The organism is Enterobacter sp. T1-1, assembly GCF_000710795.1.
GTDB lineage: Bacteria > Pseudomonadota > Gammaproteobacteria > Enterobacterales > Enterobacteriaceae > Enterobacter > Enterobacter cloacae.
This window is the reverse complement of record NZ_JALW01000053.1, coordinates 1-22,088: the sequence shown is the minus strand read 5'-3', so window position 1 is coordinate 22,088 and position 22,088 is coordinate 1. Positions and strand designations below refer to the sequence as shown.

20 protein-coding genes are annotated in these 22,088 nt (G+C 53.8%); 17 read left to right on the top strand and 3 right to left on the bottom strand.

Annotation, left to right across the window (positions count from 1 at the left end):
- Positions 1–180 precede the first annotated feature (180 nt).
- From bolA to AK59_RS0117755, 11 genes are all read left to right on the top strand, one after another.
- Positions 181–498, top strand: a complete 318-nt coding sequence (gene bolA, locus AK59_RS0117805; RefSeq protein WP_013095855.1) for a transcriptional regulator BolA — start codon at positions 181–183, stop codon at positions 496–498.
- A 330-nt stretch (positions 499–828) separates the two neighbouring features.
- Entirely contained in the window at positions 829–2,127 is a 1,299-nt protein-coding gene (gene tig / locus AK59_RS0117800) for a trigger factor (protein WP_013095856.1), read from the top strand.
- A 258-nt stretch (positions 2,128–2,385) separates the two neighbouring features.
- Positions 2,386–3,009, top strand: a complete 624-nt coding sequence (gene clpP, locus AK59_RS0117795; protein WP_013095857.1) for an ATP-dependent Clp endopeptidase proteolytic subunit ClpP — start codon at positions 2,386–2,388, stop codon at positions 3,007–3,009.
- A gap of 127 nt (positions 3,010–3,136) precedes the next feature.
- A complete protein-coding gene (clpX, locus tag AK59_RS0117790; RefSeq protein WP_013095858.1) occupies positions 3,137–4,411 on the top strand; it encodes an ATP-dependent protease ATP-binding subunit ClpX in 1,275 nt (424 codons plus the stop codon).
- A 184-nt stretch (positions 4,412–4,595) separates the two neighbouring features.
- Positions 4,596–6,950 carry an endopeptidase La gene (gene lon / locus AK59_RS0117785; protein ID WP_029883404.1) on the top strand — a complete coding sequence of 785 codons (2,355 nt, stop codon included), beginning with the start codon at positions 4,596–4,598 and terminating at the stop codon, positions 6,948–6,950.
- 210 nt (positions 6,951–7,160) lie between these two features.
- A complete protein-coding gene (hupB, locus tag AK59_RS0117780; protein WP_002444653.1) occupies positions 7,161–7,433 on the top strand; it encodes a nucleoid-associated protein HU-beta in 273 nt (90 codons plus the stop codon).
- Positions 7,434–7,645: 212 nt separating this feature from the next.
- Entirely contained in the window at positions 7,646–9,517 is a 1,872-nt protein-coding gene (gene ppiD, locus AK59_RS0117775) for a peptidylprolyl isomerase (RefSeq protein WP_029883403.1), read from the top strand.
- A 148-nt stretch (positions 9,518–9,665) separates the two neighbouring features.
- On the top strand, positions 9,666–10,046 hold the full coding sequence (locus AK59_RS0117770) for a helix-hairpin-helix domain-containing protein (RefSeq protein WP_029883402.1): 381 nt from the start codon (positions 9,666–9,668) through the stop codon (positions 10,044–10,046).
- 99 nt (positions 10,047–10,145) lie between these two features.
- The gene (locus tag AK59_RS0117765) at positions 10,146–10,544 is read left to right on the top strand and encodes a YbgC/FadM family acyl-CoA thioesterase (RefSeq protein ID WP_014830880.1); all 399 of its coding nucleotides are present in this window, start codon (positions 10,146–10,148) and stop codon (positions 10,542–10,544) included.
- A gap of 47 nt (positions 10,545–10,591) precedes the next feature.
- Positions 10,592–10,945, top strand: coding sequence for a type II toxin-antitoxin system RelE/ParE family toxin (locus AK59_RS0117760; RefSeq protein WP_020686128.1), 354 nt, complete (start codon positions 10,592–10,594; stop codon positions 10,943–10,945).
- Positions 10,932–11,261 carry an addiction module antidote protein gene (locus AK59_RS0117755; RefSeq protein ID WP_013095863.1) on the top strand — a complete coding sequence of 110 codons (330 nt, stop codon included), beginning with the start codon at positions 10,932–10,934 and terminating at the stop codon, positions 11,259–11,261. The genes AK59_RS0117760 and AK59_RS0117755 overlap by 14 nt, the downstream gene beginning before the upstream one ends.
- A 2-nt stretch (positions 11,262–11,263) precedes the next feature.
- On the opposite strand, the gene queC is transcribed toward AK59_RS0117755, so the two are convergent.
- Positions 11,264–11,959, bottom strand: coding sequence for a 7-cyano-7-deazaguanine synthase QueC (gene queC, locus AK59_RS0117750; protein WP_029883401.1), 696 nt, complete (start codon positions 11,957–11,959; stop codon positions 11,264–11,266).
- Positions 11,960–12,025: 66 nt separating this feature from the next.
- Positions 12,026–13,726, bottom strand: coding sequence for an SgrR family transcriptional regulator (locus AK59_RS0117745; RefSeq protein ID WP_029883400.1), 1,701 nt, complete (start codon positions 13,724–13,726; stop codon positions 12,026–12,028).
- Positions 13,727–13,827: 101 nt separating this feature from the next.
- On the opposite strand from AK59_RS0117745, the gene cof reads away from it, so the two are divergent.
- A complete protein-coding gene (cof, locus tag AK59_RS0117740; protein ID WP_029883399.1) occupies positions 13,828–14,646 on the top strand; it encodes an HMP-PP phosphatase in 819 nt (272 codons plus the stop codon).
- 41 nt (positions 14,647–14,687) lie between these two features.
- Here the strand turns inward: cof and AK59_RS0117735 are convergent, their stop codons facing one another.
- Positions 14,688–15,734 (bottom strand): PLP-dependent cysteine synthase family protein, encoded by a 1,047-nt coding sequence (locus AK59_RS0117735; RefSeq protein WP_029883398.1) that lies wholly within the window; start codon positions 15,732–15,734, stop codon positions 14,688–14,690.
- 115 nt (positions 15,735–15,849) lie between these two features.
- Between AK59_RS0117735 and AK59_RS0117730 the strand changes: the two genes are divergently transcribed.
- The 5 genes from AK59_RS0117730 to amtB all read left to right on the top strand — a co-directional run bounded on the left by AK59_RS0117730 (position 15,850) and on the right by amtB (position 21,768).
- Complete coding sequence (locus AK59_RS0117730; protein WP_020686133.1) at positions 15,850–16,308, top strand: Lrp/AsnC family transcriptional regulator; 459 nt, start codon at positions 15,850–15,852, stop codon at positions 16,306–16,308.
- A 30-nt stretch (positions 16,309–16,338) separates the two neighbouring features.
- A complete protein-coding gene (locus AK59_RS0117725; protein ID WP_029883397.1) occupies positions 16,339–18,111 on the top strand; it encodes a SmdA family multidrug ABC transporter permease/ATP-binding protein in 1,773 nt (590 codons plus the stop codon).
- Positions 18,104–19,885 carry a SmdB family multidrug efflux ABC transporter permease/ATP-binding protein gene (locus tag AK59_RS0117720; protein ID WP_029883396.1) on the top strand — a complete coding sequence of 594 codons (1,782 nt, stop codon included), beginning with the start codon at positions 18,104–18,106 and terminating at the stop codon, positions 19,883–19,885. Before AK59_RS0117725 ends, AK59_RS0117720 begins: the two co-directional genes overlap by 8 nt.
- Positions 19,886–20,107: 222 nt before the next feature.
- A complete protein-coding gene (gene glnK / locus AK59_RS0117715) occupies positions 20,108–20,446 on the top strand; it encodes a P-II family nitrogen regulator (protein WP_008503304.1) in 339 nt (112 codons plus the stop codon).
- A 35-nt stretch (positions 20,447–20,481) separates the two neighbouring features.
- Positions 20,482–21,768: an ammonium transporter AmtB gene (gene amtB / locus AK59_RS0117710; protein ID WP_013095872.1), complete on the top strand. Its 1,287-nt coding sequence runs from the start codon at positions 20,482–20,484 to the stop codon at positions 21,766–21,768.
- The last annotated feature ends 320 nt before the right edge of the window (positions 21,769–22,088 follow it).

Here is a 22,088-nt window from a genome sequence, read left to right as displayed (position 1 = left end):
CGCCCTTTTTCTCAACCTGTGTGTGACAAAACGTATGAGCCTCACAGTGAACTTCATTCGTTTGAATGAGAAAATAAGACGAAAGCTAAATATTTGTTGTCTTGTTGTAATGGAACCGGTAAAAGCGGCTAACATTTAAAGGGATGGGTGACATCCTGGCGTTGTCGGAGGAGTAATTTCATGATGATACGTGAGCAGATAGAAGATAAATTAAGGGCAGCGTTCAACCCTGTGTTCCTCGAAGTCGTCGACGAAAGCTATCGTCATAACGTGCCGGCAGGTTCTGAAAGCCACTTCAAAGTGGTTCTGGTTAGCGATCGCTTCACGGGAGAACGTTTCCTGAACCGACACCGCTTGATCTACAGCACCTTGACGGAAGAACTCTCCACAACCGTACATGCGCTGGCATTGCATACCTACACCATTAAGGAGTGGGAAGGCTTGCAGGATACGGTTTTTGCATCCCCGCCTTGTCGCGGTGCAGGCACCATCGCCTGATAAATCGGATTTGCAACCGCTGGAGTTTTTCCAGTATGTTGCTTACAGATTTCCTCAAAACGGCCTTCGGGCCGTTTTGTTTTGTCTGAGTTTTGAGCGGATGGTGCGATTTTAAGGCTAAAAATAGCCTTAAAGTGTGAAAAAAGCCGCAGCAACATGCCCCAACCGTTCTCGACTCACCTAAGTGATGCCGCTATAATGCCGCGTCTTATTGAATGTCTTCGGGATGATTCTGGCGACAGGGAATGTGAATCTGCACTAAGAGAGCATCCCGGTAAAACAGACAGATTCAGAGTTGACCGAGCACTGTGATTTTTTTGAGGTAACAAGATGCAAGTTTCAGTTGAAACCACTCAAGGCCTTGGCCGCCGTGTAACGATTACTATCGCTGCTGACAGCATCGAAACTGCTGTGAAAAGCGAGCTGGTCAACGTAGCAAAAAAAGTACGTATTGACGGCTTCCGTAAGGGCAAAGTACCAATGAATGTTGTTGCTCAGCGTTATGGCGCTTCCGTGCGTCAGGATGTGCTGGGTGAACTGATGAGCCGCAACTTTATCGATGCGATCATCAAAGAAAAGATCAATCCGGCCGGTGCGCCGAACTACGTTCCAGGCGAATACAAACTGGGTGAAGACTTCACCTACTCTGTAGAGTTCGAAGTGTATCCGGAAGTAGAACTGAAAGGTCTGGAATCTATCGAAGTTGAAAAACCGATTGTTTCCGTGACCGACGAAGATGTTGACGGCATGCTGGATACCCTGCGTAAGCAGCAGGCTAACTGGAAAGAGAAAGAAGGCGCTGTTGACGCTGAAGACCGCGTCACCATCGACTTCACCGGTTCTGTAGACGGCGAAGAGTTCGAAGGCGGCAAAGCGACTGACTTCGTACTGGCAATGGGTCAGGGTCGTATGATCCCGGGCTTCGAAGACGGTATCAAAGGCCACAAAGCGGGCGAAGAGTTCACCATCGACGTGACCTTCCCTGAAGAGTACCACGCTGAAAACCTGAAAGGTAAAGCAGCGAAGTTCGTCATCAACCTGAAGAAAGTGGAAGAGCGCGAACTGCCAGAACTGACTGAAGAATTCATCAAGCGTTTCGGCGTGGAAGATGGTTCTGTTGCTGGTCTGCGTACTGAAGTCCGTAAAAACATGGAACGCGAGCTGAACGGTGCTGTGCGTAACCGTGTGAAATCTCAGGCTATCGAAGGTCTGGTGAAGGCGAACGAAATCGACGTTCCAGCTGCGCTGATCGACAGCGAAATCGACGTACTGCGTCGTCAGGCTGCACAGCGTTTCGGTGGCAACCAGCAGCAAGCGATGGAACTGCCACGCGAGCTGTTCGAAGAGCAGGCAAAACGCCGCGTTGTTGTTGGTCTGCTGCTGGGCGAAGTGATTCGTACCCACGAGCTGAAAGCTGACGAAGAACGTGTGAAAGGCCTGATCGAAGAGATGGCTTCTGCATACGAAGATCCATCAGAAGTTATCGAGTTCTACGGTAAGAACAAAGAGCTGATGGACAACATGCGTAATGTTGCCCTGGAAGAGCAGGCTGTTGAAGCGGTACTGGCGAAAGCGAAAGTGACCGAAAAAGCGACCTCTTTCAACGAACTGATGAACCAGCAGGCGTAATTTCGCCCCGAAGGTTTAAAGTTTGAACAAAAACCCGTTGCCTTCCGGCAACGGGTTTTTTTTATCGCACCAATAGCCCAGGAAGGGTGCTAAAACGCCCTTTCGGTGTTAGCGTAACAACAAAAGGTTGTTATGCTTGAAATAGGGCAATGTAAACCCCATAAGTGTGTAATCAGATGAATGAGACTGGCTGATAATCCGTCCGTAAGGTTACAATCAGTACAGCAGGTGTTTTCAATTTTGATCCAGGAGACGGAAATGTCATACAGTGGCGAACGAGATAACTTTGCACCCCATATGGCTCTGGTGCCAATGGTTATTGAACAGACCTCACGTGGTGAGCGTTCTTTTGATATCTATTCCCGTCTGCTCAAGGAACGCGTTATCTTTCTGACCGGCCAGGTGGAAGACCACATGGCGAACCTGATCGTGGCGCAGATGCTGTTTCTGGAAGCGGAAAACCCGGAAAAAGACATTTACCTGTACATTAACTCCCCAGGCGGCGTGATTACGGCAGGTATGTCCATTTATGACACCATGCAATTCATCAAGCCTGATGTGAGCACTATCTGTATGGGTCAGGCAGCATCTATGGGTGCCTTCCTGTTAACCGCAGGGGCAAAAGGCAAACGTTTCTGCCTGCCGAATTCCCGCGTGATGATTCACCAGCCGCTGGGTGGTTACCAGGGGCAGGCGACGGATATTGAAATCCACGCCCGCGAAATTCTGAAAGTAAAAGCGCGCATGAATGAACTTATGGCGCAGCATACGGGTCAATCTCTTGAGCAGATCGAGCGCGATACCGAGCGCGATCGCTTCCTCTCTGCTTCAGAGGCAGTTGAGTACGGCTTAGTCGACTCCATTTTGACCCATCGTAATTGATGCCCGCGACGCGAGTGTGCCGCTATACTAAGGTAAAGCGGCACTCTGCTTGAGAGCAGCTTGCGTCTGAAAATGGCATTTGCGTCGTCATGTGCGGCACAAAGAACTTAAAAAGAGGTTTGGACTCATGACAGATAAACGCAAAGATGGTTCGGGCAAACTGCTGTACTGCTCTTTTTGCGGCAAAAGCCAGCATGAAGTGCGTAAACTGATTGCCGGGCCGTCCGTGTATATCTGCGACGAATGTGTTGATTTATGTAATGACATCATTCGCGAAGAGATTAAAGAAGTAGCGCCTCACCGTGAGCGTAGCGCGCTGCCGACACCGCATGAAATTCGTCATCATCTGGACGACTATGTCATCGGTCAGGAGCAGGCTAAGAAAGTGCTGGCGGTAGCGGTATATAACCACTACAAACGCCTGCGTAACGGTGATACCAGCAATGGCGTTGAGCTGGGTAAAAGTAACATTCTGCTGATCGGCCCGACCGGTTCCGGTAAAACGCTGTTGGCTGAAACGCTCGCACGCCTACTGGATGTGCCGTTCACCATGGCGGATGCCACCACCCTGACCGAAGCCGGTTACGTGGGTGAAGATGTGGAAAACATCATCCAGAAACTGTTGCAGAAGTGCGATTACGACGTACAGAAAGCCCAGCGCGGGATCGTCTATATCGATGAGATCGACAAGATCTCCCGTAAATCAGACAACCCGTCTATCACCCGTGACGTATCAGGGGAAGGTGTACAGCAGGCATTACTGAAGCTGATCGAAGGGACCGTTGCCGCAGTGCCCCCGCAGGGTGGCCGTAAACATCCGCAGCAGGAGTTCCTGCAGGTTGATACCTCCAAGATCCTGTTCATCTGTGGCGGTGCTTTCGCCGGTCTGGATAAAGTTATCTCCCACCGTGTTGAAACCGGCTCAGGCATTGGTTTTGGCGCAACGGTGAAGGCCAAATCCGAGAAAGCGAACGAAGGCGAACTGCTGTCTCAGGTTGAACCAGAAGATCTGATCAAGTTTGGTCTGATCCCAGAATTCATTGGGCGTCTGCCGGTTGTGGCCACGCTGAATGAACTGAGTGAAGAAGCGCTGATTCAGATCCTGAAAGAGCCGAAAAACGCGCTGACCAAGCAGTATCAGGCGCTGTTTAACCTGGAAGGCGTTGAGCTGGAATTCCGTGATGAAGCGCTGGATGCAATTGCGAAGAAAGCTATGATCCGTAAAACCGGTGCCCGTGGTCTGCGTTCCATCGTTGAAGCCGCGCTGCTTGATACCATGTACGACCTGCCTTCCATGGAAGATGTCGAAAAAGTGGTTATCGACGAGTCCGTTATCGGTGGTCAAAGCAAGCCGCTGCTGATTTACGGGAAACCGGAAGCGCAGCAGGCATCTGGCGAATAATTCACCAAATCATACAAGCAGTTAATCAAAAAGGGGGGATTTTATCTCCCCTTTACTTTTTCCGTATTCATGGCGTTGAATGTGTGGGAAACATCCCCATATACTGGATTACATGTTAATGGTTGTGTGAAGCACAGTTACATGACCAGTTTACCTGGCGGACACTAAACTAAGAGAGAGCTCTATGAATCCTGAGCGTTCTGAACGCATTGAAATCCCCGTATTGCCGTTGCGCGATGTGGTGGTTTATCCGCACATGGTCATACCCTTATTTGTAGGGCGGGAAAAATCTATCCGTTGCCTCGAAGCCGCCATGGATCATGATAAAAAAATCATGTTGGTTGCGCAGAAGGAAGCTTCGACGGATGAGCCGGGTGTAAACGATCTTTTCACCGTCGGGACCGTGGCCTCTATTTTGCAGATGCTGAAGCTGCCTGACGGCACCGTTAAGGTGCTGGTAGAAGGCCTGCAGCGTGCGCGTATTACCACCCTGTCTGACAATGGCGAACATTTCTCTGCCAAGGCAGAGTACCTTGATTCGCCTCAGCTTGATGAGCGCGAGCAGGAAGTGCTGGTGCGCACCGCGATTAGCCAGTTTGAAGGCTATATCAAGCTGAACAAGAAAATCCCACCAGAAGTGCTGACGTCGCTGAACAGCATCGACGATCCCGCACGTCTGGCGGACACCATCGCAGCGCATATGCCGCTGAAGCTGGCGGACAAACAGTCCGTGCTGGAGATGTCCGACGTTAACGAACGTCTGGAATATCTGATGGCGATGATGGAGTCTGAAATCGATCTGCTGCAGGTTGAGAAGCGTATTCGCAACCGCGTTAAAAAGCAGATGGAAAAATCGCAGCGTGAGTACTATCTGAATGAGCAAATGAAAGCCATTCAGAAAGAACTCGGCGAGATGGACGACGCGCCGGACGAAAACGAAGCGCTGAAGCGTAAGATCGACGCGGCAAAAATGCCGAAAGAGGCCAAAGAGAAAGCGGAAGCTGAACTGCAGAAGCTGAAAATGATGTCTCCGATGTCGGCTGAAGCGACGGTGGTGCGTGGCTACATCGAGTGGATGGTTCAGGTGCCGTGGAATGCCCGCAGCAAGGTCAAAAAAGACCTGCGTCAGGCGCAGGAGATCCTGGATACCGACCACTACGGCCTGGAGCGTGTTAAAGACCGCATCCTTGAGTACCTTGCGGTACAAAGCCGTGTAAACAAACTGAAAGGCCCAATCCTCTGTCTGGTTGGACCGCCAGGGGTAGGTAAAACCTCTCTGGGCCAGTCCATTGCGAAAGCGACCGGACGTAAATATATCCGTATGGCGCTGGGTGGCGTACGCGACGAAGCGGAAATCCGCGGCCACCGTCGTACCTACATCGGTTCTATGCCGGGTAAATTGATCCAGAAGATGGCGAAAGTAGGGGTTAAAAACCCACTGTTCCTGCTCGATGAGATCGACAAAATGTCGTCGGATATGCGTGGCGATCCGGCCTCGGCTCTGCTGGAAGTGCTTGATCCAGAACAGAACGTGGCGTTCAGCGATCACTACCTGGAAGTGGACTACGATCTGAGCGATGTGATGTTCGTGGCGACCTCCAACTCCATGAACATTCCGGCTCCGCTGCTGGATCGTATGGAAGTGATCCGTCTGTCTGGTTATACCGAAGACGAGAAGCTGAATATTGCGAAGCAGCATCTGCTGCCGAAACAGATTGAGCGTAACGCACTGAAAGCCAACGAACTGACCGTCGAGGACAGCGCGATTATCGGCATCATTCGCTACTACACTCGCGAAGCGGGCGTGCGTAGCCTTGAGCGTGAAATCTCGAAACTGTGCCGTAAAGCGGTGAAACAGCTGCTGCTGGATAAGAGCCTGAAGCACATCACCATTAACGGCGACAATCTGCATGCCTATCTGGGCGTTCAGCGTTTCGACTATGGCCGTGCGGACAACGAAAACCGCGTGGGTCAGGTCACCGGTCTGGCATGGACGGAAGTGGGCGGCGATCTGCTGACCATCGAAACCGCCTGTGTGCCAGGTAAAGGTAAGCTGACCTACACCGGTTCTTTGGGTGAAGTCATGCAGGAGTCCATCCAGGCGGCCTTGACTGTGGTTCGCGCACGTGCGGAGAAACTGGGGATCAACCCGGATTTCTACGAAAAACGTGACATCCACGTTCACGTCCCGGAAGGGGCAACGCCGAAAGATGGCCCAAGCGCCGGTATCGCGATGTGTACCGCGCTGGTCTCCTGTCTCACAGGGAACCCGGTGCGTGCTGATGTCGCAATGACCGGTGAAATTACCCTGCGTGGTCAGGTTCTGCCAATTGGTGGGTTAAAAGAAAAACTGCTGGCGGCACATCGTGGTGGGATCAAAACCGTATTGATTCCTTACGAAAATAAACGCGATCTGGAAGAGATTCCGGACAACGTGATTGCCGATCTGCAGATCCATCCTGTTAAGCGAATTGAGGAGGTTCTTACTCTCGCATTGCAGAATGAACCCTACGGAATGCAGGTTGTGACCGCAAAATAGTGACCTCGCGCAAAGAGCGTCAATAAAAACAAGGCTGGTAAGTCATTTCGCACTTGCCAGCCTTTTTTTGTATAGCTAATTTAGATTGCTGATTAGGTCAGCCATCAACAACGGGTGTTGTAAGGTCATGGCAGGCCTGATATAACTGCTGCGCGGTCGCGTTGTGAAGGATTCAGGCGCGATATAAATTATAAAGAGAGGAAGAGAACAGTGAATAAATCTCAACTGATTGACAAAATTGCTGCTGGTGCTGATATTTCTAAAGCTGCAGCTGGACGTGCGTTAGATGCATTAATTGCTTCTGTTACTGAATCTCTGCAGGCTGGGGACGACGTTGCACTGGTAGGCTTCGGTACTTTTGCTGTTAAAGAGCGTGCTGCCCGTACTGGCCGCAACCCTCAGACCGGTAAAGAGATCACCATTGCTGCCGCTAAAGTGCCGGGTTTCCGTGCAGGTAAAGCGCTGAAAGACGCAGTAAACTGATTGCTTTCCCGTTTCAGGGAAGCCGAAAAGTACAAGGGCGCATCATTTGATGTGCCTTTTTTATTTGTCCAGACCTGATTTGTGCGAGTTTATGCGAGTTGTGGGCTGACAATCGCCCCGTTTTCTTGTCACAATACGCCTTTACGCGCGACGGTCAGGATTTTCCGTTAGCGTCAGGTAACCAGTCACCTACAGCGGAGTGTTGTTACACCATGATGGACAGCTTACGCACGGCTGCTAACAGTCTCGTGCTCAAGATTATTTTCGGTATCATTATCGTGTCGTTCATATTGACCGGCGTGAGCAGTTACCTTATCGGCGGTGGCGCAAACTATGCCGCAAAAGTGAACGGCCAGGAAATCAGCCGCGGTCAGTTCGAGAACGCGTTTGCCGGTGAACGTAACCGTATGCAGCAACAGCTGGGCGACCAATTCTCTGAGCTGGCTGCGAACGAAGGATACATGAAAACCCTGCGCCAGCAGACGCTGAACCGCCTGATTGACGAAGCGCTCCTCGATCAATATGCCAAAAAACTGGGTCTGGGTATCAGCGATGAGCAGGTTAAAAAAGCCATCTTCTCGACTCAGGCTTTCCAGTCTAACGGCAAGTTCGACAACGCTCGCTATAACAGCATTGTGAATCAGATGGGCATGACGGCCGATCAATACGCGCAGGCGCTGCGTAACCAGCTGACGACGCAACAGCTCATCAATGCGGTGGTTGGTACTGATTTCATGCTCAAAGGTGAAACTGACGAACTGGCAGCCCTGGTGGCACAGCAGCGTGTTGTGCGTCAGGCGACCATTGATGTGAATGCGCTCGCGGCGAAGCAGCAGGTGAGCGACGCAGAGGTTAATGCCTGGTACGAGCAGAATAAAAACAGCTTTGTTGCACCTGAGCAGTTCCGCGTGAGCTATATCAAGCTGGATGCTGCTGCGTTGCAGGAAACCGCGACTGATGCAGAAATCCAGTCTTACTACGATCAGCATCAGGATCAGTTCACTCAGCCCCAGCGTAACCGCTACAGCGTGATTCAGACCAAAACCGAAGCCGATGCCAAAGCGGTGCTGGATGAGCTGAACAAAGGCGCAGATTTCGCCACCGTCGCGAAAGCAAAATCCACCGACATCATCTCTGCCAAAAATGGCGGCGATATGGGCTGGCTGGAAGCGGCGACTACGCCGGATGAGCTGAAAAATGCCGGTCTGAAAGACAAGGGTCAGCTGTCGGGTGTGATTAAATCGTCCGTTGGTTTCCTGGTTGCGCGTCTGGATGATATCGAAGCCGCTAAAACCAAACCTCTGGCTGAGGTGCGTGATGATATCGCCGCCAAAGTGAAGCAGGAAAAAGCGCTTGATGCGTACTATGCCCTGCAGCAGAAAGTGAGCGATGCGGCGAGCAACGACAACGAATCTCTGGCCGGTGCAGAGCAGGCTGCTGGCGTGAAAGCGGTGGAGACCGGCTGGTTTGGCCGTGACAACCTGCCGGAAGAGCTGAACTTCAAACCGGTTTCGGATGCCATCTTCAACGGTGGTCTGGTGGGCGAGAACGGTACGCCGGGCAGCAACTCCGATATCATTACCGTTGACGGTGACCGTGCGTTTGTTCTGCGCGTAAGCGAGCACAAGCCTGAAGCGGTAAAACCGCTGGCGGAAGTGAAAGATCAGGTTGTGGCGCAGGTTAAACATAGCAAAGCGGAACAGCAGGCAAAACTGGATGCTGAGAAGATCCTGGCTGACCTGAAAGCCGGTAAAGAAGACGCCCTGAAAGCGGCGGGTCTGAGCTTCGGTGACGCGAAAACGCTGAGCCGTACCGGTCAGGACCCAATCAGCCAGGCTGTGTTTGGTCTGAGCCTGCCAGCGAAAGACAAACCGAGCTTCGGGACAACAACCGACATGCAGGGGAACGTCGTTCTGCTGGCGCTGGATGAAGTGAAAGCCGGCACCATGCCAGAAGCGCAAAAGAAAGCAATGGTTCAGGGTATCACCCAGAACAATGCCCAGATTGCTTTCGAAGCGATGATGAGCAACCTGCGTAAAGAAGCCAAAATCAAGCTGGGCGATGCCATCATTCAGCAGCAATAATTACGTATCTGCTCGCAGATTTTCGTAACGCTCTGCAAACCCTGAAGGCCGCTTTCGCGGCCTTTTCCATTTCTGCAAATGCATGTTTGAGCCTCTTTTGGCTGACGGCTATGGTGACATGGCTGTCAACAAACAAGGAGATAACAGCATGAAATGTGGAATCAAAGCACTGCTAATCACACTGGCTATTGCCACTACCGGAATGAGCGCAGGCGCACTGGCGGCGTCCCCCGCAGCCAAAACGCAGTCTGTACAAAGCAAAACTGACCCCGCTGCACAGGCATCTGCCCAAACTAAAGCCGCTGAACCTGGCAAAAGCACAGAGGACGACGGTACACGCGTCAGCATCAATACGGCCTCGGCTGAAGATCTCGCCCGCGTGATGAACGGCGTAGGGCTTAAAAAAGCGCAGGCTATCGTCAGCTACCGTGAAGAGTACGGCCCGTTTAAAACGGTTGACGACCTCAGGCAGGTTCCGGGGATGGGCAATTCACTGGTTGAGCGCAACCTCTCACACCTGACGTTGTAATCTCAGTTTTACTTGCACAGCAGCAAAAGTTTGCCAGGATAAAGAGGTCATACCAGTCTTGACCTCTTATCCTATAACAACAGTAAAGGCTATTGCGCTATGCAGACAAAAATCAAAGTACGCGGTTTTCATCTTGATGTTTACCAGCACGTGAATAATGCCCGCTATCTCGAATTTCTGGAAGAGGCGCGCTGGGACGGGCTGGAAAACAGCGAAAGCTTCCAATGGCTGACCGCGCACAACATTGCGTTCGTGGTCGTCAACATCAATATCAACTACCGTCGCCCGGCCGTGCTGGGGGATGTGCTTACAGTGACCAGCCAGGTGCAACAGCTAAACGGGAAGAGCGGCGTGCTCAGTCAGGTCGTGACACTGGATCCGGAAGGGCAGGTGGTAGCCGATGCGCTGATCACCTTCGTTTGTATCGATCTGAAAACGCAGAAAGCACTGCCGCTGGAAGGGGAGTTGCGGGAAAAGCTGGAGTTGATGATCGTGTGATTTTTTGTCTTTTATAAAAGACAAAGTGTTTTTCCAGGGATAGAATAATGGACAGGGACTATGTTGTTGAGCGTTATCGGACCCGTGACGGCAAAGTGCCGTTTGAGGAGTGGATAACCAGGATGCGTAGAAAGGATCCGGAGACTGTTTTACGGATCCTTATGCGTATTAACCGTGCAATAAAGCATAATTTTGGTGATTACAAATACCTTAGAGAAGGTGTTTGGGAGATGCGAATTGATAGTGGTCCCGGTTACAGGATCTATTTTGCCGTAGAGCATCAGAGGGTCTTGTTGTTACTCATCGGTGGTGACAAGAAGAGTCAAAAACAAGATGTTAAACAGGCGGTAGATTTCTTGAAAGATCATCTATCTAAAGGAAAAACAGATGAGCACTTCTAAACGACACTATTCAAGTTCTGTTAACCATCACGATGCGGTTGTAAAAATGCTTCGTGAAAACCCTTCCTACGCTCAACTTTACCTGCAAATAGCACTGGAAGAAATTTATGAGGATCAGGGGATCCCTGCTTATCTCATTGCACTCCGCCAGGTCATCGAATCCCGCGGCGGCATAGGTGAAATTGCTGCCAAAGCAGGTCTTTCCCGCCAGCAGCTATACCGAACCTTGTCTGATAATGGCAATCCAACACTGACGACGCTAATGAAAGTCACGCGTGCTGCCGGTGTAAAACTGTTCGACAGCACGGTCAAATAACCCTATTTCAGCTCGGATTTTTTCTGCATCGCGGCCATCACACCGGCTTTATCTGCCAGGTAGTGATTTAAGCCATTGGCACGCAGGTTACAGGCGGCGCACTGGCCGCATCCGTCGCCCTTGATGCCGTTGTAGCAGGTCAGGGTTTCGCTGCGAACCAGATCCAGCTTGCCCCAGTAGTCCGCCAGTGCCCAGGTTTCCGCTTTATCAAGCCACATTAGCGGCGTTTCAAAGCGCGTCTCCTTGGCCATCCCCAGATTTACCGCATGATTAAGCGCTTTTACAAACTCGTCGCGGCAGTCCGGGTAACCGGAGAAGTCGGTTTCGCAAACGCCGGTGATCACCGCTTCGGCTTGCACCTGGTAGGCGTAGATGGCCGTCAGGGTCAGAAAAAGAATATTACGGCCCGGCACAAAGGTATTGGGAATACCGCTGGCGTCAGGTTTGTAATCAGGAACAGGAATACTGTCGCGAGTGAGGCTGCTGACGGCCAGTTCGTTTAACAGCGTGACGTCCAGCACCTTATGCGCGCGTGCGCCCAGTTTCAGCGCCAGTTCGCGGGCAACGTCGATTTCAGCGCGATGGCGCTGGCCATAATCGAAAGTGACACAATGCACTTCATCGTACTGGTGAAGCGCCTGAACCAGGCAGGTAGTGGAATCTTGTCCTCCGCTGAACACGACGACGGCACGTTTCATAAATCATCTCGACAGTTACGGTAAAAACATTATGTTACCGTCTGACTTCGGCGACGACCAGCTTCTTCACGACCGGGGGGCTGGAAGCCAGGCTTCAGTGAAATCAAACCAGCCACGGGTATTCAGTCGTATTCCGTTTACCCCCGGTGGTGCGCTGATTTGATACTGGTAGTTAAACAGCGGCGTCAGCACCGCATTATCCATCAGCCGGGTAAAGATGGCCCTCAGGCCAGCGTGTCTTGCCTGCTCATCGGCCTGAGTCTGTACGGCATCCAGCGTGGCCTGCAGATGCGCAACTTGCGGCGCGCTTAGCAGATGCGGCCAGAGGGTATCGCACCGAAGCCACTGTTCAAGCGTGTACTCCGGCGCTTCGCCAATCAGCCTGTCTCCCATCATCATGTCCGCATCGGCAAGCTGCGGACATCCGTCCCACGTCTTCGCATCGTGAAAGATAACGGTCAGTTCGCAGCCCTGCTGCGCAAGGTACTGTTTTAGCTGGTTTGCCATGGTGTGTAACTCAACGGGCAAATGGTAAACGAGGGTTAACGCTGCCGGTAAAGGAACGTGCGTTAAATCCGGCCACCGGGGAATAGGCAGGCCTGGAAGCAGCTCTTCTGTTGGTGTAATCAACCCTTCGTTCAGCGGGAGCGTATGCAGCAGCGTTGAGAGATGGATGATATTGATTAGCCGTCGAGCCTGCAGTTCACTCATCCGGTCGCTCTGTTTCAGGGTGAGATAACAGAAGCCCAGGCTGGTGCTGTTACTTACCAGCCGCAGGCTCTCCAGTTCATCAGGCTCGCCAATGGCAATCTGGACCGGATGACGACAACTGGTCCCCAGTCCGTAATCAAATAGCGTCGGCGTGATCCAGTATTCAATCGCCTTGATCAGCGGGTGGCTAAGATGGTACTGCTCGTGGCTTTCCAGACGCACCAGCTCGGAATCAAATACGCTCAGCCTGAAAGGGCCGCTGCCCGTCATGGGCTGGTCAGGGTGGGCCAGACGGCTACAGTAGGTCGCCAGACGATGGGGCAACCAGTAGTCCGGTTGATGCAGGGTAAACGTCAGGCACTGCGGGTGAGTGACCTCGATGTCTAATACGCTCTGGAACAGTTTGCGCAGGGCTGGCAGCATAAGCAGGGCCTTCAGGCTCCGCTGCAACTGCGCTGTCTCAATTTTGTCGCCGTTATGCCAGTGCAGGGTCGAGCGGATATAAAAATGCCAGCGCAGGCCGCCATCCGTGACTTCCCAGTGATGGGCAAGATCGCCCGTTGGTTCGCTGCTGTTGCCGTTAAAGCGCGTCAGCCCGGAGAAAATCTGGCCTGCCAGGTGCTGCTCCGCCCGGCCGGGTAAAAAGCCAGGCTGCAGCGCATCCAGCGAGCGGTAATAGGGAATGCGTAGCGTTGGCGTATCGTTTTGCCACTGTCCGCCCAAAAAGGGATGCAGCAACTCCCGCAACTCTTCCGGCGCAAGCTGCGCCAGCTCCAGGGCGTTATGCTGCTGCCCATGCTTCAGCGCTTCTTCCATCATCGTATTGCGCAGTGATTCCGGGCTGACATAAAACCTGAGCTCGCCGCGCTTGCCGCGACCAGACTGTGCATGCCAGTTCAGCCAGCCAGCCTCCTGCGCCTGACGCAGCAGGGTGCGAACATGCCGCTCGCTGCAAAAACAGCGGCTGGCGAGCTCCGCAATGGTGACCTGCTGCGGTGCCCCTTCGGAGGGTTGCCACAGGCGTTGATACTGTTTGAGGCGGTTGAGCTGGCGCATGATAAACCCGGAACAATAATTCTCATCTATTCACTATTACTTCCGTATATCTCACGCAATACTGATGCACAAGTTAATCGCATCACATTTCGGGAGTTATGATGGCTCGGCTCGCTGCATTTGATATGGACGGCACGTTGTTAATGCCGGATCACCGTTTAGGGGAGAAAACCCTGAACACCCTTAAGCGCCTGCGTGAGCGTGATGTAACCCTGACGTTTGCCACTGGCCGTCATGTGTTGGAGATGCGCCATCTCCTGGGCGCATTTTCCCTGGATGCATTTCTGATTACCGGCAACGGAACACGAATTCATTCGGTCGAAGGGGAGGTGCTGCATCGTCAGGATCTCAACCCGGAAGTGGCGGATATCGTGCTGCACAGTACCTGGGATACCCAGGCCAGCGTTCATGTCTTTAACGATAACGGCTGGTTTACCGGGCGTGAAATCCCTCAACTTCTCCATGCGCATGTCTACAGCGGTTTTCGCTATCAGCTGATGGATCTGCGCCGCATATCTGCCCACGCGGTGACCAAGATCTGTTTTTGTGGCGATCACGACGATCTCTGCCGCTTACGTATTCAGTTGAATGAGGCGTTAGGCGACCGGGCCCATCTGACCTTTTCGGCGGTGGATTGTCTGGAAGTGTTGCCGGTGGGGTGTAACAAAGGTTCTGCCCTGGCGGTCCTGAGCGACCACCTGGGCTTGACGCTGCAGGAGTGTATGGCGTTTGGTGACGCCATGAACGACCGCGAGATGCTGGGCAGCGTCGGGCGCGGTTTGATTATGGGGAATGCTATGCCGCAGCTGATCTCTGCGCTTCCTCATCTGCCGGTTATCGGACACTGCCGTAATGAAGCGGTGTCCCATTTTTTAACACATTGGCTGGACAACAACACACTCCCATATTCCCCCGAATAGTGAGACCCTTCCAGCAAGCCAGACTTCGGTCTGGCTTTTTTTTATTTCACCAGCTGTGCAATTTGCGCTTTCCACGGCGCAATATCGCCGATGTTTGCCTGCACCCACTCCGCGTTGTAATAGGTTTCCAGGTAGCGCTCCCCGCTGTCGCACAGCAGCGTGACGATAGAGCCCGTGCGCCCCTCTTCACGCATGCGTGCTGCCAGCTGCAGCGCACCCCACATATTGGTACCGGTAGAGGCACCCACCTTGCGGCCCAGCTGCGTCTCCAGCCAGTGGGCCGTCGCGACGCTGGCGGCATCCGGTACGCGGAGCATTTCATCCACCACATCAGGAATGAACGACGGCTCAACGCGCGGGCGGCCAATCCCTTCAATTTTACTGCCCACCGGACTGCGCAGGTCGGCATTGCGGCTTTGCCAGTAGTCGAGGAAGACCGAGTTTTGCGGATCAACCACCATCAGTTGCGTATCGTAGCCCTGACAACGGATATAGCGGCCAATGGTGGCCGAGGTTCCGCCCGTACCGGCGCTCATGACGATATATGACGGAACCGGATGAGGCTCATGAGTCATCTGGCGGAAAATACTGTCCGCTATATTGTTATTGCCACGCCAGTCGGTTGCACGCTCGGCGAAGGTGAACTGATCCATATAGTGGCCGTTCAGCTCACGGGCCAGCATTTCCGAGGCGGCGTAAATTTCGCAGGCGCTTTCTACAAAGTGGCAGCGTCCGCCATAAAATTCGATCTGTTCGATTTTGCGTTTCGCGGTGCATGAGGGCATGACAGCGATAAACGGCAGGCCCAGTAAACGGGCGAAATAGGCTTCGGAGACGGCGGTCGAACCGGATGACGATTCAATAATTGTCGTGCCTTCTTTAATCCAGCCGTTACACAAGCCATACAGGAACAGCGAACGCGCCAGACGATGCTTCAGGCTGCCCGTAGGATGGGTGCTTTCATCTTTCAGATACAGCTGAATCCCCGCAAACCCCGGCAGGGCGAGGCGGATTAAATGGGTGTCGGCCGAGCGCTGGTAGTCGGCATTGATTTCGCTGATGGCATGTTTAACCCAGTTGCTATTCATCGTAATTATCCGTTTGTCATTTTGTGCCCAGCATAGCGAAAAGCACAGAAAAAATTGTTGCTATCTGGCCTTTAAAATAGAATGAAGGGAGAAAAATTTTCTCTGTGAGGTGGGTATGCTAGATAAAATTGACCGCAAGCTGCTTTCATTGCTGCAAAGTGACTGCACCCTCTCTTTGCAGGCGCTGGCAGATGCCGTTAATCTGACCACCACACCGTGCTGGAAGCGCCTCAAGAAGCTGGAAGATGACGGCATTCTGCTGGGGCGTGTCGCGTTATTAGATCCCGAAAAACTGGGGCTGGGCCTGACGGCCTTTGTCCTGATAAAAACGCAGCACCACAGCAGCGAATGGTATTGCCGCTTCGTAAACCAGGTCTCTGACATGCCGGAGGTTCTCGGCTTCTGGCGTATGGCCGGGGAGTACGATTATCTGATGCGTGTCCAGGTGGCAGACATGAAGCGCTATGATGATTTCTACAAGCGGCTGGTGAATAGCGTACCGGGCTTGTCGGACGTCACCTCAAGCTTCGCCATGGAACAGATAAAATACACCACAGCGTTACCCATTGAATAACTGCATAAAATACCTTCAGGAACAAACCGCGTGCGATTATTTGCCCAACTAAGCTGGTACTTTCGTCGGGAGTGGCAGCGCTACCTCGGCGCAGTTCTCCTGCTTATCATCATTGCCATTTTGCAGCTGATCCCGCCGAAGGTGGTGGGCTACGTCGTGGATGGCGTTACGGAACAGCATTACACCACCGCACGGGTGTTGATGTGGGTTGGCACGCTGGTGCTGACGGCCATCATCGTCTATTTGCTGCGTTACGTCTGGCGCGTGCTGCTGTTTGGCGCGTCCTATCAGCTGGCCGTTGAGCTGCGCGAGGATTTTTACCGTCAGCTGAGTCGCCAGCACCCCGAGTTTTACCTGCGCCATCGCACCGGGGATCTCATCGCCCGCGCCACCAACGACGTCGATCGCGTGGTGTTCGCCGCCGGGGAAGGGGTGTTAACGCTGGTGGATTCGCTGGTGATGGGCTGCGCGGTTCTGATTGTGATGTCCACTCAGATCAGCTGGCAACTTACCCTGCTGGCATTGCTGCCGATGCCGCTGATGGCGCTGGCGATCAACCGTTATGGCGAACAACTGCACGAGCGTTTCAAGCTGGCGCAGGCGGCGTTTTCGTCGCTAAACGATCGCACGCAGGAGAGTATGACCAGCATCCGCATGATCAAAGCCTTTGGTCTGGAGGATCGTCAATCTGCCCTGTTTGCGGCCGATGCCGCAGACACCGGCGCAAAAAACATGCGCGTTGCGCGTATTGATGCGCGCTTTGATCCGACCATCTATATCGCTATTGGCATGGCCAACCTGTTGGCCGTCGGTGGCGGGAGCTGGATGGTGGTGCAGGGCACCTTGACCCTGGGGCAGTTAACCAGTTTTGCCATGTACCTGGGGCTGATGATTTGGCCGATGCTGGCGCTGGCCTGGATGTTTAATATCGTGGAGCGCGGCAGTGCCGCCTATAGCCGCATTCGCGCCATGTTGTCTGAAGCGCCAGTGGTCAACGACGGTACCGAACCGGTACCGGAAGGGCGTGGAGTGATGAACGTCGACATCCGTACGTTTGTTTATCCGCAGACGGAACATCCGGTGCTGGAAAACGTCAGCTTTACGCTGCAACCGGGGCAAATGCTCGGGATCTGTGGCCCGACGGGATCCGGTAAAAGTACCGTTCTTTCGCTGCTCCAGCGTCACTTTGATGTCACGCAGGGGGACATTCGTTTCCACAATCTTCCTCTCACGACACTGCAACTAGACGACTGGCGTCGCCGTTTGGCCGTGGTCAGCCAGACGCCGTTTCTCTTTTCTGACACCGTGGCGAACAACATAGCCCTTGGCTGTCCATCGGCCACGCAGGAAGAGATAGAGCATGTGGCGCGCTTAGCCAGCGTACATGACGATATTTTGCGTCTGCCGCAGGGGTATGAAACGGAGGTGGGTGAACGTGGCGTTATGCTCTCTGGCGGGCAAAAACAGCGAATTTCCATTGCCCGTGCGCTGCTGCTCAATGCTGAAATCCTGATCCTGGATGATGCGCTTTCTGCTGTGGATGGTCGAACCGAACACCAGATCCTGCATAACCTTCGCCAGTGGAGCGACGGACGGACGGTGATCATCAGTGCCCACCGTTTGTCAGCGCTGACGGAAGCCAGTGAAATTCTGGTGTTGCAGCACGGGCACATTGCCCAGCGCGGGCAGCATGACCAGCTTGCGGAGCAACCGGGCTGGTATCGCGATATGTATCGCTATCAGCAGCTTGAAGCGGCACTCGACGATGCCCCGGAACAGGAAGAGGAGGACGCTAATGCGTAAATCAAAAACGCAGTGGCCGACGCTAAAACGCCTGCTGGCCTACGGTTCGCCATGGCGAAAACCCCTTGCTCTTGCCGTCGTGCTGCTGTGGATTGCGGCGATTGCAGAAGTGAGCGGTCCGCTGCTCATCAGTTATTTCATCGACAATATGGTTGCGAAAAGCTATTTGCCGCTGGGGCTGGTGGCGGGGTTAGGCGTGGCCTATGTAGGGCTACAGCTGGCAGCGGCTGGCCTGCACTATGCGCAGTCGCTACTCTTTAACCGGGCGGCGGTGGGTGTGGTTCAGAAGCTGCGTACCGACGTTATGGATGCTGCGCTGCGCCAGCCGCTGAGCGAGTTTGATATCCAGCCGGTCGGGCAGGTGATTTCGCGGGTGACCAACGATACCGAGGTGATCCGCGATCTGTACGTGACGGTCGTGGCGACCGTGCTGCGCAGTGCCGCGCTGATTGGCGCCATGCTGGTGGCGATGTTCAGCCTTGACTGGCGCATGGCGCTGGTGGCGATCGCGATTTTCCCGGCGGTGCTGATTGTGATGGTGATCTATCAGCGCTACAGCACGCCCATTGTACGTCGGGTGCGGACCTACCTGGCCGATATTAACGATGGCTTCAACGAAGTGATCAACGGCATGAGCGTCATCCAGCAGTTCCGCCAGCAGGCTCGCTTTGGCGAACGCATGGGCGAAGCAAGCCGTTCGCACTATATGGCGCGTATGCAGACGCTGCGCCTTGATGGTTTCCTGCTGCGTCCGTTGCTGAGCCTCTTCTCGGCACTGGTGCTTTGCGGCCTGCTGATGCTCTTTGGCCTGAGTCCGGGCGGAACGATTGAAGTGGGGGTTCTGTATGCTTTTATCAGCTATCTGGGACGCCTGAACGAGCCGCTGATTGAACTCACAACTCAACAATCCATGTTGCAGCAGGCGGTGGTTGCTGGCGAGCGCGTCTTTGAACTGATGGACAGACCGCGTCAGACCTATGGTCAGGATACAGCACCGCTGCAAAGCGGGGCGATTACGTTTGACCATGTCTCGTTTGCCTACCGTGAAGACAGGCTAGTGTTGCAGGACATCAATCTTGATGTGCCGTCGCGCGGCTTTGTGGCGCTGGTGGGGCATACCGGCAGCGGCAAGAGTACGCTTGCAAGCCTGTTGATGGGCTACTACCCGTTAACGAAAGGCGAAATTCGTCTGGATGGACGTCCGCTGGCGTCGCTCAGCCACAGCGTATTGCGTAAAGGCGTAGCGATGGTGCAGCAAGATCCGGTTGTGCTGGCCGATACCTTTTACGCCAACGTGACCCTGGGGCGTGATTATACCGAGGAGCAGGTCTGGGCCGTGCTGGAAAAAGTGCAGCTCGCAGAGCTGGCACGCGGATTCAGCGACGGGATCAACACCCGGCTGGGTGAGCAGGGGAATAACCTATCTGTCGGGCAAAAACAGCTTCTTGCGCTGGCGCGTGTGCTGATTGAAACGCCACAGGTGCTGATTCTGGATGAAGCGACGGCCAGCATCGACTCCGGTACTGAACAGGCTATCCAGCAGGCACTGGCCGCCGTGCGCGATCACACGACGCTGGTGGTTATCGCGCACCGTCTTTCAACGATTGTCGACGCAGATACCATTCTGGTGCTGCATCGCGGACAGGCCGTTGAACGCGGTACGCACCGGGCGCTCCTGGAGGCGAAAGGCCGCTACTGGCAGATGTATCAGCTGCAACTGGCGGGTGAAGAGCTGGCGGCCAGCGTCCGGGAGGAAGAGTCGCTTAGCGCCTGATGCACCAAAAACAGGCAACGTGCTAACAGTCACCGCTGTTGGTGCAAAACCGAAACGCGCCATGCACTGCCATGGTGCGTTTTTTTTCACCTGTTGATCATGAATGGTCTTTTAACGCGCATTGCGCCGCTTTTCCCTTCCGTTTTCATTTCTGGCACACCCCTTGCAATGTCTCCTGCGTGTTAGCTGCGGCCATTACCGAATTCTGACTGGAGGGGATCTATGAAGCTGGTTACGGTGGTAATCAAACCATTCAAACTCGAAGACGTGCGTGAAGCGTTGTCTTCAATGGGTATTCAGGGACTGACTGTCACCGAAGTGAAAGGCTTCGGTCGTCAGAAGGGTCATGCCGAGCTTTATCGCGGGGCGGAATACAGCGTTAACTTCCTGCCAAAAGTAAAAATTGATGTCGCGATTGCTGATGACCAGCTTGATGAAGTCATCGATGTGATCAGCAAAGCGGCCTATACCGGCAAAATTGGCGACGGCAAAATTTTCGTTGCCGAACTGCAGCGTGTCATTCGCATCCGTACCGGCGAATCTGACGAAGCGGCACTGTAAGTAACTCCTGGCACACAGTGATAGGGATCGAGAAAATGAAGATAGCAACAATCAAAACGGGTCTGGGTTCGCTGGCACTGCTGCCGGGCCTGGCAATGGCTGCTCCTGCGGTGGCAGACAAAGCCGATAACGCCTTTATGATGATCAGCACCGCGCTGGTGCTGTTCATGTCTATTCCGGGTATCGCGCTGTTTTACGGCGGCCTGATCCGTGGCAAAAACGTTCTCTCCATGCTGACGCAGGTTGCCGTGACGTTCGCGCTGGTTTGCGTGCTGTGGGTGGTTTACGGCTACTCTCTGGCCTTCGGTGAAGGTAACGCCTTCTTCGGCAACTTCAACTGGGCCATGTTGAAAAATATTGAACTGACCGCGGTAATGGGCAGTTTCTATCAGTACATCCACGTTGCGTTCCAGGGATCGTTCGCCTGTATCACCGTGGGACTGATTGTGGGGGCGCTGGCTGAGCGTATTCGCTTCTCCGCCGTTCTGATCTTTGTGGTGGTCTGGCTGACACTCTCCTATGTGCCGATTGCACACATGGTCTGGGGTGGCGGTCTGCTGGCGTCGCACGGCGCGCTGGATTTCGCAGGCGGTACTGTTGTTCACATCAACGCCGCGGTAGCGGGTCTGGTGGGTGCATACCTGATTGGCAAACGCGTGGGCTTTGGCAAAGAAGCGTTCAAACCACACAACCTGCCGATGGTCTTTACCGGTACAGCAATCCTCTATTTTGGCTGGTTCGGCTTCAACGCCGGCTCTGCGAGCGCCGCTAACGAAATCGCTGCGCTGGCCTTCGTGAATACCGTGGTGGCCACGGCGGGTGCAATCCTCTCATGGGTGTTTGGTGAGTGGGCGGTTCGCGGTAAACCTTCTCTGCTGGGCGCGTGCTCGGGTGCCATTGCCGGTCTGGTGGGGATCACCCCAGCATGTGGTTACGTCGGTGTCGGTGGTGCGCTGCTTGTCGGTCTGGTGTCAGGTCTGGCGGGTCTGTGGGGTGTGACAGCGCTGAAACGTCTTCTGCGCGTGGATGACCCTTGTGATGTCTTTGGCGTGCACGGCGTGTGCGGTATCGTCGGTTGTATCATGACCGGTATCTTCGCCGCGAAATCGCTGGGCGGAGTGGGTTACGCTGAGGGCGTTGACATGGTTCACCAGGTGCTGGTACAGCTGGAAAGTATCGCCATTACCGTTGTGTGGTCTGCTGTGGTGGCCTTCATTGGTTACAAACTGGCGGACATGACTGTGGGTCTGCGCGTACCGGAAGAGCAGGAGCGCGAAGGTCTCGACGTCAACAGCCACGGCGAGAATGCGTATAACGCATAATAAACAGCAAAACGGCAATCTCCGATTGCCGTTTTTAGTGTTTATTCCCTCTCCCCGTGGGAGAGGGCCAGGGTGAGGGCATCAGGCCGCACAAGGTAAAAGCAAAACGGCAATCCCTGATTGCCGTTTTTAGTATTTATTCCCTCTCCCTGTGGGCTGAGGGTTCCCCACAAAATAATGCCTGCACGGAGGACTCCCTCTCCCTTGAGGGAGAGGGCTGGGGTGAGGGGGAACATATGGCTGTAGAGGTAATTCCGTTCACTTTACTTTCCTTGCTGCTCTGTAACAAAATGACCCGTGAACGTGCCAGGGTGGCTCAG

Excerpts from the sequence above, each read along its gene's own strand:
- bolA (WP_013095855.1), top strand. The coding sequence starts at position 181 with ATGATGATACGTGAGCAGATAGAAGATAAATTAAGGGCAGCGTTCAAC.
- tig (WP_013095856.1), top strand. The coding sequence starts at position 829 with ATGCAAGTTTCAGTTGAAACCACTCAAGGCCTTGGCCGCCGTGTAACG.
- clpP (WP_013095857.1), top strand. The coding sequence starts at position 2,386 with ATGTCATACAGTGGCGAACGAGATAACTTTGCACCCCATATGGCTCTG.
- clpX (WP_013095858.1), top strand. The coding sequence starts at position 3,137 with ATGACAGATAAACGCAAAGATGGTTCGGGCAAACTGCTGTACTGCTCT.
- lon (WP_029883404.1), top strand. The coding sequence starts at position 4,596 with ATGAATCCTGAGCGTTCTGAACGCATTGAAATCCCCGTATTGCCGTTG.
- ppiD (WP_029883403.1), top strand. The coding sequence starts at position 7,646 with ATGATGGACAGCTTACGCACGGCTGCTAACAGTCTCGTGCTCAAGATT.
- AK59_RS0117770 (WP_029883402.1), top strand. The coding sequence starts at position 9,666 with ATGAAATGTGGAATCAAAGCACTGCTAATCACACTGGCTATTGCCACT.
- AK59_RS0117765 (WP_014830880.1), top strand. The coding sequence starts at position 10,146 with ATGCAGACAAAAATCAAAGTACGCGGTTTTCATCTTGATGTTTACCAG.
- AK59_RS0117760 (WP_020686128.1), top strand. The coding sequence starts at position 10,592 with ATGGACAGGGACTATGTTGTTGAGCGTTATCGGACCCGTGACGGCAAA.
- AK59_RS0117755 (WP_013095863.1), top strand. The coding sequence starts at position 10,932 with ATGAGCACTTCTAAACGACACTATTCAAGTTCTGTTAACCATCACGAT.
- queC (WP_029883401.1), bottom strand. The coding sequence starts at position 11,959 with ATGAAACGTGCCGTCGTCGTGTTCAGCGGAGGACAAGATTCCACTACC.
- AK59_RS0117745 (WP_029883400.1), bottom strand. The coding sequence starts at position 13,726 with ATGCGCCAGCTCAACCGCCTCAAACAGTATCAACGCCTGTGGCAACCC.
- cof (WP_029883399.1), top strand. The coding sequence starts at position 13,828 with ATGGCTCGGCTCGCTGCATTTGATATGGACGGCACGTTGTTAATGCCG.
- AK59_RS0117735 (WP_029883398.1), bottom strand. The coding sequence starts at position 15,734 with ATGAATAGCAACTGGGTTAAACATGCCATCAGCGAAATCAATGCCGAC.
- AK59_RS0117730 (WP_020686133.1), top strand. The coding sequence starts at position 15,850 with ATGCTAGATAAAATTGACCGCAAGCTGCTTTCATTGCTGCAAAGTGAC.
- AK59_RS0117720 (WP_029883396.1), top strand. The coding sequence starts at position 18,104 with ATGCGTAAATCAAAAACGCAGTGGCCGACGCTAAAACGCCTGCTGGCC.
- glnK (WP_008503304.1), top strand. The coding sequence starts at position 20,108 with ATGAAGCTGGTTACGGTGGTAATCAAACCATTCAAACTCGAAGACGTG.
- amtB (WP_013095872.1), top strand. The coding sequence starts at position 20,482 with ATGAAGATAGCAACAATCAAAACGGGTCTGGGTTCGCTGGCACTGCTG.